This window comes from Alphaproteobacteria bacterium (assembly GCA_018063245.1).
Lineage (GTDB): Bacteria > Pseudomonadota > Alphaproteobacteria > JAGPBS01 > JAGPBS01 > JAGPBS01.
In genome coordinates, this window is sequence record JAGPBS010000058.1 from 1 (window position 1) to 13,159 (window position 13,159).

The 13,159-nt window shown below is 39.8% G+C and carries 14 protein-coding genes; 11 read left to right on the plus strand and 3 right to left on the minus strand.

Annotated elements, in window-relative coordinates:
- The 5 genes from KBF71_07875 to KBF71_07895 all read left to right on the plus strand — a co-directional run.
- A partial coding sequence (locus tag KBF71_07875; protein MBP9878231.1) for a transposase occupies nt 1-105 on the plus strand: 105 nt, incomplete at its 5' end.
- On the plus strand, nt 106-1,140 hold the full coding sequence (locus tag KBF71_07880; protein MBP9878232.1) for a tail fiber protein: 1,035 nt from the start codon (nt 106-108) through the stop codon (nt 1,138-1,140).
- 194 nt (nt 1,141-1,334) lie between these two features.
- Entirely contained in the window at nt 1,335-1,580 is a 246-nt protein-coding gene (locus KBF71_07885) for a hypothetical protein (protein ID MBP9878233.1), read from the plus strand.
- Nucleotides 1,565-2,071 (plus strand): cell wall hydrolase, encoded by a 507-nt coding sequence (locus KBF71_07890; GenBank protein MBP9878234.1) that lies wholly within the window; start codon nt 1,565-1,567, stop codon nt 2,069-2,071. The genes KBF71_07885 and KBF71_07890 overlap by 16 nt, the downstream gene beginning before the upstream one ends.
- Before the next feature lie 156 nt (nt 2,072-2,227).
- The gene (locus tag KBF71_07895; GenBank protein MBP9878235.1) at nt 2,228-2,629 is read left to right on the plus strand and encodes a hypothetical protein; all 402 of its coding nucleotides are present in this window, start codon (nt 2,228-2,230) and stop codon (nt 2,627-2,629) included.
- Between the two features lie 194 nt (nt 2,630-2,823).
- Here KBF71_07895 and KBF71_07900 read toward each other — a convergent pair whose 3' ends face one another.
- Nucleotides 2,824-3,282, minus strand: a complete 459-nt coding sequence (locus KBF71_07900; GenBank protein ID MBP9878236.1) for a low molecular weight phosphatase family protein — start codon at nt 3,280-3,282, stop codon at nt 2,824-2,826.
- Between the two features lie 16 nt (nt 3,283-3,298).
- Nucleotides 3,299-3,778 (minus strand): UPF0262 family protein, encoded by a 480-nt coding sequence (locus KBF71_07905; GenBank protein MBP9878237.1) that lies wholly within the window; start codon nt 3,776-3,778, stop codon nt 3,299-3,301.
- A 132-nt stretch (nt 3,779-3,910) separates the two neighbouring features.
- On the opposite strand from KBF71_07905, the gene KBF71_07910 reads away from it, so the two are divergent.
- Both KBF71_07910 and KBF71_07915 read left to right on the plus strand, forming a co-directional pair.
- Nucleotides 3,911-4,213: an ETC complex I subunit gene (locus KBF71_07910; GenBank protein MBP9878238.1), complete on the plus strand. Its 303-nt coding sequence runs from the start codon at nt 3,911-3,913 to the stop codon at nt 4,211-4,213.
- A gap of 12 nt (nt 4,214-4,225) precedes the next feature.
- The gene (locus KBF71_07915) at nt 4,226-4,909 is read left to right on the plus strand and encodes a ceramidase domain-containing protein (protein ID MBP9878239.1); all 684 of its coding nucleotides are present in this window, start codon (nt 4,226-4,228) and stop codon (nt 4,907-4,909) included.
- A gap of 54 nt (nt 4,910-4,963) precedes the next feature.
- Here the strand turns inward: KBF71_07915 and KBF71_07920 are convergent, their stop codons facing one another.
- Nucleotides 4,964-5,149, minus strand: coding sequence for a hypothetical protein (locus KBF71_07920; GenBank protein MBP9878240.1), 186 nt, complete (start codon nt 5,147-5,149; stop codon nt 4,964-4,966).
- A gap of 466 nt (nt 5,150-5,615) precedes the next feature.
- Here KBF71_07920 and recG point away from each other — a divergent pair, with 466 nt between their 5' ends.
- The 4 genes from recG (at nt 5,616) to KBF71_07940 (ending at nt 12,988) form a co-directional block, all read left to right on the plus strand.
- Complete coding sequence (recG, locus tag KBF71_07925) at nt 5,616-7,697, plus strand: ATP-dependent DNA helicase RecG (protein MBP9878241.1); 2,082 nt, start codon at nt 5,616-5,618, stop codon at nt 7,695-7,697.
- 158 nt (nt 7,698-7,855) lie between these two features.
- Nucleotides 7,856-8,800: a hypothetical protein gene (locus KBF71_07930; protein MBP9878242.1), complete on the plus strand. Its 945-nt coding sequence runs from the start codon at nt 7,856-7,858 to the stop codon at nt 8,798-8,800.
- A gap of 120 nt (nt 8,801-8,920) precedes the next feature.
- Nucleotides 8,921-10,966 carry a hypothetical protein gene (locus tag KBF71_07935; GenBank protein MBP9878243.1) on the plus strand — a complete coding sequence of 682 codons (2,046 nt, stop codon included), beginning with the start codon at nt 8,921-8,923 and terminating at the stop codon, nt 10,964-10,966.
- A gap of 18 nt (nt 10,967-10,984) precedes the next feature.
- Nucleotides 10,985-12,988 carry a hypothetical protein gene (locus tag KBF71_07940; GenBank protein MBP9878244.1) on the plus strand — a complete coding sequence of 668 codons (2,004 nt, stop codon included), beginning with the start codon at nt 10,985-10,987 and terminating at the stop codon, nt 12,986-12,988.
- Nucleotides 12,989-13,159: the final 171 nt, after the last annotated feature.

The following is a 13,159-nucleotide window of genomic DNA, read 5'->3' on the forward strand; positions in this document are numbered from 1 at the left end:
AATAAAATGAAGCATTTCAGAAGAGTAGCAACGCGATATGACAAATTGGCGGTCTCTTATATGGCTTTTGTTCTTCTATCTGCTATTTATTTGTGGCTAAAGTGAATGTCGACACTACCTAGTTGGTTAGAAGATGCAAGGCAAGGCATCGGTATTGATGCTGAGCGTATGGATAACGAGTTTCAAAATTATAAGCAGGGGCTTGAAAAGTGTGTAACTGTCACAGGGGAAACAAAGCCAGAAGCTCATTTACCAATGGCAGGGTTTAAGCATTTAGCTGTTGGCAGAGCAGAGAGAAGAGATGAGTATACGGCTCTTTCACAAGCACAAGATGGTACGTCATTGTGGGGAGGGCTTTCCAGAGGAGATCGTGATACTTACAAAATATCACTTTATCCTGTTTTGCCAAGCTATGTGACGGGGCAATGCTTTCGCTTTCAAGTGCATAAGGTGAATGAAGGTCCTGTTTTTTTGAAGATAGGTGAGCTTGAGGCGATGCCTATCAGTCATCAGAATGGAGCCGATTTGCTGCCGGGAGATTTGGCTGAAAATGCGGTTGTCTTTGTTGTGTTCGATGGCATGGCATTTCAGTTGATTCCTTTGCAAAAGATCACGAGAGAAGAGATAGACGTTAAAATAAATAAGATTGAGCAAATTCCTGTCGGAGCCATTATGCCGTTTGGTGGCATCGATGCGCCGCAAGGATGGCTCTTGTGTGATGGGAAAATTTATAATGCCAAGGCTCGTTCTGAGCTTCAGGCTTTATATGCAGTGATAGGAGTGATATATGGAGGAGTTGATCAAACAGCTTTTGCAGTGCCAGACTTGCGAGGAAGAGCTCCTTTTGGATGTGATTCAATGGGCGGTGATATGGCAGGGCGTATTGGTGAATTTAAAACAGGCATCGATGCCACAACATTAGGCGCAAGTGGCGGCTGTGATGTGCATCAGCTGACGATTGAGGAAATGCCTCAGCATGATCATGAATTTTCATGCTTTACAGCAACGAAGCAAGGGGCGAGAAACAATCAATTTTACGAGACAGAAAAAGGGATTGAAAAAACAGGTAAGACCGGAGGGGACGAGGCTCATACCAATATGCCGCCGACCCTGATTGTGTCTTACATGATTAAGATGTGAAAGCATTATAAGGTGCCGAAAGAACATTTTTAAGCCGTCATCCTGAGCCGAGCATAGCGAAGGCGTGAGGATCCAGAAAATTATCAGCGGTTATGTTTGTTGAGATATTTCTGGATGGTCGCGTCGCTGCGCTCCTCACCATGACGGATGGAGAAATTGAGTATTAATCAAATATGGGAAAGAGGAGAGAGTAGATGAATCGAAAATCAGTACATGAATGGGATGTGATTGAAAGAGAGCGTCTGGCAAAGCTTGAGCAGCAAATGAGTGATGCACGGATTGATATGGCAGAAATCAAAAGGGACATCCAGGTGATTCGGCAATTTTTTGACCGTGCACAGGGTGGATACCGCTTTTTGATTTTAACCACAACAGTGAGCGGTGCTTTGGGCGCTTTGCTTGCCAAATTTACAGAGGTGGTACAATGGATGACACGTTAGGATTGAATAGAGGTGAGCCAGTAGCTGGCTCTGTCACAACAGATGATGTGCTGACGATGGCAAAGACAATTTACGGCGAGGCGAGGGGGAGTACACATCTCGATCGTGTTGCTGTTGGCTTTGTGATTGTGAATCGCATGAAGGCAGCACAAACTTATAAGAAGACTCATGGCAAAGCAAAGCATCCACTTTTTGGAGCAGGAACAATTCAGTCAGCTTGCTTGATGCCTTGGCAATTTTCATGCTGGAATCAAAATGATCCAAACTACTCAATTTTGACCTCATTAAAGTGGGATGAAAAATTGGAGAAGGGTGATTTTCGAAAATGTTTACTTGCGGCTCTGTGGGTGATTGAAGGTGTTTCAAGCGATCCGACGGGTGGCTGTTTGCACTATCACCATAAAGCGATGGATTTTCCGAAATCGTGGGGTGCAAAATGCAAGCCTGATGAGCGGATAGGTGCTCATTTTTATTATAAACATATTGAGTGAGCTCAATTATATTCAGTCACTCAGAGGGCGCGTCTTTGTCATCCTGAACTCGTTTCAGGATCTAATAAGATGCTGAAATAAATTCAGCATGACAAAGTATGTATGTGAATCAGGACTCTGAATGACTGAAATTATTAATTAACAAAGGAGAATTAAATGGGGTTAGCGTTTTTTTCAATGCTAGGGTCAATGATTGCAGATACGCTTAAATCATGGATGAAGACACATCAAATCAAAGCCAAGCATAAAGTAAAGATGAAAGAAAAACAGTTAGAGGCTGAACTTGAATCGGCGAAAAGATCAGCAGAGGTAGAGGCTGACTGGGATCGGATTCAAGCAAAGAATTCATTGACCTCATGGAAGAGTGAATTTTGGACATTGATTTTGGCAGCGCCACTGATCATGTGTTTTATTCCAGGCATGGCGCCTTATGCGTATGATGGGTTCAAAAATTTAGAAGAGGTCCCTGAATGGTATATCATCGCCGTTGGTGTTGCCATTGCCTCAGCCTTTGGCTTTAGGAAGATTGTGACTTACTTTGCGAAGCGGAAGGGGTAGGTCTTATCATAAGAGGATGGCTGAATCCGTCACTCAGAGGGCTCTCTGTGAGAGCCCGTGGAGTCTCTACAATCTTTCAATAAGCATTGCATTAAGTTGTTGGTTTAATGAGATTCCACACCACTCCTTTATTGGGGTGGCTCTGAATGACGGTTTATAATTCTTACTTGTTTTCTGCTACATAGGAGGCTTTTTTACTCTCGGACAAAAGTTGAGAGGATTTTTGATTGAAGCGCATCGCGGAGAGAGCGGATCTCCATCATTCTAATATCCCTGCTTTTGCTTTCGGTGTCATCATAGGCAATCGGTATGTTCCAGAAATCAATCTCGCAAGAGATTGTTCGGGTCATAAAATTCGCCATGTTGAGAGCTGATTCTGAAAGAGCAATGATAAGGTCAAAGTTCTGCTCACGCAAGGTTTCAAATGTTTTGATTTTGTGAGGAATGTAGGGAATCTCTTCTTCGGTTAAAACAAGTTGAACAAAAGGATTCATGTCGCCTTCAACAACACCCACTGATTCACAATAGGCCATTTTCGGGAAAAGATATTTGAAAATGGCTTCAGCCATTGGGGAGCGAATGGCGTTATTGGTACAGGCAAAAAGAATTGTTTGAACAGGAAGTTTAGAATTGTTAAGGCCCGTGTAAAACATGACTATTTTCCTTTCTCTAGATGGATCTTATATGCAAAACGCACAAAAGGGTGAAGAGTCGCCTTGCTGTATTGTGGTCCATAGTGACTTTTCCGTGGAGAGATTCTTTTAAGATTTCAGCGCCTTCGTTATGAATGCTGCGTCTGCCCATATCAAGCGTTCTGATTTTTGCAGCTTGACAATCTTGAATGGCTTGGTAATAGCTTTCGCACACGATAAAATAGTCTTTCACGATTGATTTAAAAGTCATCAGCGGAAGATATAATTTATGCAGATCTTGGTCATCTTTGTTTTTGATATCAATGTGTAATTTGTGATCTTGAATGGAAAGATACAAGTGGTAACCGTCTTCAACCTTGTAAGTTGGGGCTTGATTAAAGACTAGTTCGAATGAGTTTTCAGCAAGCAAATCAAGAATGGCAATTTTTTGCTCATTCTCGACGATAGGGCTCAGATTTTTGATTCGGTGTTGTTGTAAGAATATATTCTTGATCATATGTGTGTTATTGAATGTTTTCCTTAGTATACACTGATTTGATGAAAATTGAACAATATTGATGTGTAAGCACTTCTTGTTTTTGAGACTGAAATGCCATAGAATATTCTTTAATAAGAATAAGGAGCACACATGGTTAAAGTTCGGATCTATAAGCCTTCTAAGACAGCAATGCAATCTGGTCGTGGCAATACAAAAAAATGGTATTTGGAGTATGAGCTTGAGAGCCCAAGAAGCCCGGAATCACTCATTGGTTGGGTTTCTTCAAAAGATACGTTGAATCAGGTGCGTTTGAAATTTGCCTCATATGAGGATGCTGTTGCTTATGCAGAATCAAAAGGGTTTGAGTATGATGCTCTGCCTGAAAAGACAAGGCGCGTGAAGCCACAGAATTACATTGATAATTTTAAAATCATTCCAAGGGCTAAGATATAAAAAGGGATCTTGATGTTTGAGTCTGGTTTCAATTTTACTTATTGTGAACATATAGAGCTCTTTGGGATTGCTCAACCTTTGAATGTCTTGAGTAATTTGGTCTTTTTGTTTGTGGCGTGCCTTGTGGTTAGGCCATACAATGGGGCGAGTTGGATGCCTTTTGTTTTTCAGATCAAAGGGCCAAAGCAATTCAGAAAACTTGTGCAGGAAACATTTTGGATTTTACTGCTCATTATGGTGGGTAGTTTTATCTGGCATGGAACAGAAAAGCCAGGGACTTTATGGCTTGATATTGGGGCGATATTTGCATTTTTGGTTTGGTATCTGTGGTATGTGCTCAAACAATATCCGCTCAAGCTGTTGCATAGAGTCTTTTTGCTGATGATTTTTATTGTGATTGATCTGATTTTGACAGATACGCTTGATAATCATATTCCTTTAAAATCGGGAGCCTTTGTTTTACCGGCGCTTGTCTTTATCACAATGCCCCAGCTTTTTGCTTTTGCTGAGAAAGTACGTAAAATTCAATTCTCAGGCCTTTTGTTATTGGCTGCGATTGTTTTCCGGGTGGTAGATTTACAATTTTGTGAGGTAACGGGGATTGGCACGCACTGGCTTTGGCATGTGTTAACGGGTCTCTCTCTTTATTATCCATTGAAATCCCTTTTAAAGGCCTATGCGCCAGATAGCAAATAAAGAAAACCCCATGAGATCATCATGGGGTTTGATTTTGACTTTTTATTTTTATTTTTATTTTTGGTTACGACGGAATGCAACATAACCAAGATACATTAATGCACCACCGATCAAGAAATTCATTGTTGGTTCTGAAACTGATACTGGTGGGTTGTATGTTGCACTTGCTGTAAGTTCCCAGCCAATCATAAGAGCTGCCATAAGTGTTGGGATGATCGCGATTTTGATTTTATTTAACATGATTATTCTCCTTATTTGTTGTTGTGTTTTTATTCTCAAATCGATCTATATTTTTCTTTTTTTTCAGAAGATATAAATCTTATCTTTATTATTGCAGGAAGTGTGCCACGGATTTTTTGACAAATTTTATCTTTTTAATCAATGGCTTGCATGTTAAGATTGTTTGCAAAACTAACAACTTTCTACTGTTTTTTGGATAAAGTTTTGACGGATTGTTTGATGAGGAAATTATTCGTGTTTCTCGTTTTGACATTTGCATCACAATTTGTAAGGATGATCTAAGAATATATAGACCTTTGTACGAATTCTATACCGTCACTCAGAGGGTCTGTCTTCGGACCCGTGGAGTCTTAGCAGTCTTACCACAGGCATTGTGTTAAGTTTTTGTTTCATGAGATTCCACGCCACACCTTATGGGTGTGGCTCTGAATGACGTCTCTCTAAGTTTATAAAATTAAGGAATGATATGCGGCCTTTATCTTTAGCTCCTCTCTTTGCAGAAACGATTGCCCTGAAAGGCGTTGGTGCGCAGCTTGCCAAATTGATGACCAAATTAATGGGGCCCAAAGTTTTACACCTATTGCTTCACTTTCCTATTGGGATCATTGATCGCACTTATCAGCCGAAGATTGCAGAGGCGGTGCCTGGGAAAGTGGCGACCATGAAGGTCATTGTTGACGAACATAAGGCTTCAAAATCAAAAGCTCAGCCTTACCGTGTGTCGTGTCATGATGAAACAGGACGTATGGAGATTGTGTTTTTTAATGCAAAACATGCCTTTGTTCAAGAGAAATTGCCCGTTGGATCGACCTGTCTGATCTCTGGTAAGCTTGAATTTTATGGCAATCTCTGTCAAATGTCTCATCCAGATTATATTGTCTCAGCCGGAGCTGAGGTTTATTTTGAAAAGATTGAACCTGTCTATCCGCTCACAGCAGGATTATTCCCAAAAGTTTTACGCAGAGCTGTGAAGGAAGGTCTGTCACGGATTCCGGACTTGCCAGAGTGGCATGATCCGCATTTGATGGCTCAGAAGAAGTGGCCAGCGATGAAAGATGCCTTTTTTCAGCTTCATTTCCCCAAAGAACAGAAGGATCTGGATCTATCCATCCCGGCAAGAGAACGTCTGGCTTATGATGAATTTTTGTCGAACCAATTGGCTCTGGCGCTGAGTCGTGAAAAATATCGCAAAACAAATGGAAAGATCACCTTACAATCAACCCTTTTGCAAGAAAAAGCCTTGCCGCTTTTGCCTTATGAGCTCACAGCAGGGCAGATGAGGGCGCTTGATGATTTGAATCAAGATATGAAACAGCCACTCAGAATGCTCCGGCTGTTGCAAGGAGATGTAGGGAGCGGTAAAACAATCGTTGCCTTTTTGGCGATGCTTGGGGCGGTTGGCTCAGGCTTTCAGGCCTCACTGATGGCGCCAACTGAGATTTTAGCAAGGCAGCATTTTGAAAATTTACACGAGCTGTCAGAAAAGTTGGGCGTGCGGATTGGTCTTTTAACAGGGCGTGATAAAGGCAAGGCCAGAGACAAGATACTAGCAGAGCTGGCCTCAGGTGAGATTCAAATTTTGTTTGGCACGCATGCCTTGTTTCAAGAAGATGTGGTGTTTCAAAATTTAGGCTTTGTTGTGATTGATGAACAGCACCGTTTTGGCGTGAATCAGCGATTGCTATTTTCTGAGAAAGGTCAACATACCGATATTCTGGTGATGACAGCAACGCCGATCCCCAGGACTTTGACGCTCACAGCCTATGGCGACATGGATGTGACAATCTTGTCAGAAAAACCACCTGGGCGTCAGCCTATTGAAACGCGCTCCGTTTCGCTCGATCGTTTGAACGAGGTGATGTCTCGTATTCATAAGGTGATTGAACAAAATGGACAGGCCTATTGGATTTGTCCGCTTGTTGAAGAATCAGAAGTGATGGATCTGGCTGCAGCTAAAGAAAGATTCGATGCATTAGATTATTTGTACAAAGGAAGCATAGGGCTTGTCCACGGAAAGATGAAAGGTGCTGAAAAAGATGCTGTGATGGCTGATTTTGCAGCGGGCAAGATTAAGGTGCTGGTTGCAACGACAGTGATTGAGGTTGGCATTAACGTTCCCAATGCAACAATTATGATTATTGAACATGCTGAACGCTTTGGTCTTTCCCAATTGCACCAGTTGCGTGGTCGCGTTGGGAGAGGGGATAAGCAATCCTACTGTCTGCTTTTATATTCAACCCCTCTCAATCCAATCGCTCAAATGCGCATTGAAGCCATGAAAAAAAGTGAGGATGGCTTTTTTCTGGCAGAAGAAGATTTGAGGCTCAGAGGATCTGGCGATATTTTAGGCACGCGCCAAAGTGGTTTTCCGGAATTTAAAGCTGGTGATTTGGAGGTTCATAAGGATTTATTGATTCTCGCCCGCAAAGATGTGCAGAAAATCCTTGCGGATGATCCGATGCTCAAAAGTCAGAGGGGCGAGGCTTTAAGATTGCTTCTTTATTTGTGGGAATGTGACCAGGCCATTACTTATTTGCGGTCAGGGTAGGGGTTTTAGTGATTTTATACCCTTTTTCTAAGTATCCATATAGTAAAATATGTATTTATCTCTTGTTATATATAAAATTTATGATATAGTTAAGCAATAAGTTATTTATATTGCGAATATTGAGTTATTTATTTTTATAAGTATTGGAGAGCATTAACATGTATTCTATTTCAAGTCATCAAGTTCAGCCATCTCTCAAGATTGAAGCTGGCGTTCAAAAACTCCCATTTGTACAAGTCTCAGAAGATGCTATTGCGCGCCGTACAGAATTTGGTTTAAACGATTTGTTGTGCTTAGTGCCAAAGGTTCTTGACGGTATGGCAAGTCGCTTATTTGATGCGCACGATATTTTATTGAATGACGTTTTGGCAAAAGTACCGCAGACGAATGGGCAAAAGCTTGATAGACAAGAAACACTCAAATTATTCTTAGATATTTGTTTAACGCTGGCATCACTCTTGCTTTCAACAATGATTGGCCAGAGATCTGCGCCTTCATCAGAAAGCAAAGTGAGTGATGATGTAGCCGATGCGAGTATAAAATATAACATCATTGGTGTTGCCTTATTCTCTGGCACAGATCCTTTTAGTAAAGTGATTAAGGGAATGACTCACAGTAAAACTTCTCATGTGGGCGTTATTTTGGCCAATAGTGAGAATGAAAATGAATGGTACTGCTTTGAATCTACAGGATCTGTTGATGAAGTCCTCAATGGGCAGGCCCCACATGTGCGTATTACGCCTTGGAATAAAGTTGTTGATACCTATGCTGGTAAAGTCAGTTACAGACTTGCAGTGTTTGAAGATAAGGAAAGAACAGATTCTGACTGTGTCACAGGCTTTGTTCATGAATATGATCAAAAGTCCTACACAAAAAATCCTATCAGGCTTCTGAAGGCTTTATTGAAAAAAAATAAAGAACCGAAAACAGGCTCTCTAGATACCGTTTTTTGTAGTGAATTAGCCGCAAAAATGTTCATGGATCTTGAGATTCTTGAAAAGGGTATGGCTGCAGGGAATTATATTCCAAAGGATTTCTCAACCCAGGGTGTTATAACTTTAAAATCAGGTGTTAATTTGACCCCCGCATTTATCGCTAAATAATAGTGTGTGGAAGTCGTCTTTCTATTATATTCTTGATTTTTACTATATTTTATGTAATAAATGATGGTTAATTGAGTTATTAACTTTTGACGATGATTATTAATTGAGGATATTTTTAAGATGGAAAGAGAAGATTTTATTATTGGCAGCTCATCTGCTTATGTTGATGCACCTATTTTACCAGAGTCAACCGAGCCCGCAGTTCAAACTGTCACAACAGAGACACTTATTCCACGCTCAACATCACTTGAAGATTTGCAAGCAATGGTTGCTGCATCGCAAGCCTTAGAGACACGTGAGGTGTTTGCAGAAGTCAATCCAACCTTACAAGATTTGAAAAAGCTGATGAAGCAAGAGTTTCGCTATTTACTCGAGCGATCACGCCAATTGCCACCAGATGATTATTATGCGCCCTTATTCTTTAGGATGATGGATATTTTAAAGAAGAAGCACGCAGCTATAAGGAATTTAAATAAACAGGATTTTGCTACGTTTAGAATTTTTTTATTGGGAGTGTCGAATGCGCCTATCTTCGTTCCTGGGACTGCTTTAGCTCAAAATCGGGGTGTTAGTCTTGAGGCGCTCAGTATAGATAATGATTTTATTTATTCAGCTCGGTATCTGTCTGATGCTTATCAGACATTTTTGAGGGGAGAGCCAGTATTTACGTCTAGAATCCCTGTTAACCTTCATTCAACACGTTTTGCTCATAATATCCATCCAAAACTTTTACACACTCAATTGAATGAAATATCGGCTGAAATTTTTGAGACCGTTTTTAATGAATATCAAGATAGACCAATGATGCATCGACTTAAAAATGTGCTTTTGTGTTTATATGCTGGTTATAAAATTTTTCCGAAGCTTTTATCAGATTGTTTTCGGGATGAAGCGGTTAAGAAACACTGTGAAACTGAGGATATACATTTGAATGTGCCTACAGAATATGGTTCTTTGTTTAACTGGGATACGCCTAGACATGGGGCACTATGGAATTTCCGGAATGAACATCTTGGTCCGATTCACACATCTGATAAATTATTGAGTGATTTTTTGAAGGAGTTTGATAGCCATCAAAAGGAGCTTGTGAGCCAGCCTTTTTATTCATTTTTGATGAAGTATGCTGAGTTTTATCTCTCTCAGCATGAGTCATTTGCTGCGGCTTTAGAAAATCCACATGCATTTCCGGATCAGCTTCTTTTAGATTTTCATCAGCGGGAAGGGTTTGATATTGCAGCATTATCTCATTCACGTACAGCCTCAAAAGAGACATTTTTATTGCATATGGGTCGGTATTTTCAGGAAGTCTTTTATTTTACCAGAGATCATTATCGTCTCATTGTAGATAAAATGACCTACACTGATATGGTTTCTGTGCTGCAAGCCAAATATAAACAGCTTATGACGAAAAGGGTTCGTCAAGATCCTTTTATAGCTGCGATTTATAGTATCATTCAGCCTATTTTTCAGAAATTGCAATCAATTGATTTGGCATCGCCAGCCTATACCAGAGAAGATGTAAATGCTATTTTGCGAGATTTAAAAACCTTACGTATTTACTTAGATACTTTGGCTGGATTAGTGAGCTTCATTAAAGATGGCGATTTGAAAATTGAAGCGGCGAAAAAACAACCTCCAGTGAAAAAGAAAAAGCCAGTTCGCAAAAAGAAGAAGGCACCAGCTCCGGTTATTGTTGCAGAAACATCTGCACCAGTGCCTGTTCCTTCACCAAAGAAAGTTGCACCTTTAAAATTGACGCCTGAAAAGAAGAAAGAGTTAGACAGCATTCGTGAAATCTCAGAACGTATCAGAACAAATCTTGAGAAGGAAAATCAATATTATAGGGCAGCTAAAGACTATATTTTAAACTTGATGACCAATGCTCAAGGAAAAAGTTTGGTTGAGACCTTATTTAATCCAAAGTCGAATCTCAAGAATATGATGAGTCAAAAAGAGATGACATTGATTGTTGAGCAAATGTCATCGAGGATTGGAGCAATCAGCGAAAATTTGAAAGGCTCAAATGGCTTTAGATTTAGAGTCGGAGATGAAATTTATACATCTCACGCTTCATCAGCAGAGATTGGTCATAAGGGTCATGGTGGTGCTGTGAAAGGCTTCAGAGATTTTTTGATCGCCGTTTATGCTCTCTCGCTTAAAAAATAATTTTGAAAAGGTCTTCACATGGAAAGAGAAGAATTGATCGTCAGAGCAAGCTCACCGAACAGACAAGTGCAGGAAGAGACATCCCAAGTTTTTGTTGTAAGAGAGTCTTTGATTCCGCGCTCAAGCTCGCTTGAGGAATTAGCGCAATATACAAAACAAGAAGTGGCTATTGAGGTGCGTCCTGTTTTCACCAAGCCTCAGCTTGTGCAGCTTGAAAAAGCTATGGAAGAATCTTTTTGCGTTTCTTTTCATGGGTCTAGAGAAATGGTCAGAGCTGTACATGCAAAGCAAATCGTTCATAAGATTGAGCAGTATCTAAAAACACACTATCCTTGTTTAAAGGCAATATCAGAGAATGATTATATTAAAGTAGAAGGTGGTTTGTTAAAACATGCCTGTGGAGAGCCTTTTTTGAGTCAGTCTCAAATTAAAAAAGTTTTGAACCCAGAAACAGCAGATATGTGTATGGATTTTTATTCTGAGGAGTGCCTTTTATCTCTTTATGATCTTTTCAAGCGGGGTGGAAATTTATCGAAAGAGACTCAGAAGAGCCTCTGCCCAGCCTTTGGATCAATCATTTTTATCCAGCGCATGTGCCCTCAATATTTATATTTTCATTTTTCAAATTTATCTGCTGAAATTTTTGATTATTCGTTTGAGTTATATAAAGCATACTCATTTCAACATAAGATTAAAAATGCCCTCTTACTAACATACATTTGCTTTGAGATGTATGAAAAACTCATACAGGATTTTATTCATGATACTGGGGTTAAAGTATTTTCTGGTCAGTTTATTCTTGACTTCATAGATCCTCTCACCACTCTTTTCAAGAGAAGGTCAAATATTGCTGATTTGTTTAAGAGGAAAAAAGGCCCTGCTTTAGATCCTGTAGCAGATCAAAAAGTTTTTTTGAGTAATTTTTCAAGAGAGTTTGCGGATTTTAAAGAACAAGTAAGACAGAATTCGAATCATGCATTGAATTTTGATTATATAGAATTTTATCTCTCAAAACATGCATCAGTGAGAGAAGCCCTCGATAATCCAGACGTGTTCCCACAAGCGATTTTGAGTGAATTTGCAATGGTGCATTCTCTCAATGCTCAAAAAATTCATAGCAATGCCTTAGCGAATGAGAATCAAAAATGTGCAGACTCTATTGATAGTCTTTATGAGGTTTATTATTCAAGAAGCCATTTTTTCTTGCTTTTTGATCAATATCATTTTTCTGCAGAGATTGCGTTTTTGGAGAGAAAATTAAAATCTGTAAAAGTAGCGCAATTGAAAGATGCGTTTTCTTTGGAAATTTATCAATCAATTCAAGATCTCTTGTTAAAGCTAAAAACGATGGATCTGGCATCTCCTGCTTATCAAATTGATGATATTAGTGCAATACATAAGGATTTAGGAATCCTTTATCTGTTGATTGAGAATTTGCAAAGTATTTCTTCCCTCGCAAAGGCAGGTCTGATTCCAGCCCTAAAGACGCCTGTGAAAACAATGCCTCAAAGGAAGGGTAAAAAGAAAAAACCGCAAAAGAGTCCGGCGCTTGTTACTGTTGCTGAACCATTAGCGTTGATACCTGTGCCTGTCGTTATTACAAAGAAAGCGACACCTTCAAAAAATCAAGAATTAAAAAAGATTTCTGAAATTTCTCAGCGGATCACCCAAAATATTGAAAAGGAAAATCAATATTACAAGGCAGCTAAAGATTATATTTTAAGTCTGATGACAAATACTCATGCAAAGGACTTGGTTGAGGATTTATTTAATCTAAAATCAAATCTCAAGAATATCCTAAGTCAAAAGGATATGACTTTAATCGTAGAGCAAATGTCTACAAGAATTGAAGCAATCAGTGAGAATCTAAGAGGCTCGAACGGTTTCAGATTTAGAGTCGAGGATGAAATTTTCACTTGTCATGCTTCAACAGCAGAGATTGGTCATAAAGGTCATGGCGGCGCTGTCAAGTGCCTTAGGGATTTTCTGATTGCCGTTTATGGGCTCTCACTAAAAAGTTAAGCCAGGTATCTGCATAATAGAGATTACGTAAGAAATCTCGTGAGTCGTCATATATGGACGCCGATGATAATACAAGAAAAAAATCGAAAGCGATGTGTATAAGGAGAATTGAAGCTGTCATATATTCGGCATCTATGCGCCATAATGGTTTCTGCATTCTGCTTTTGATCC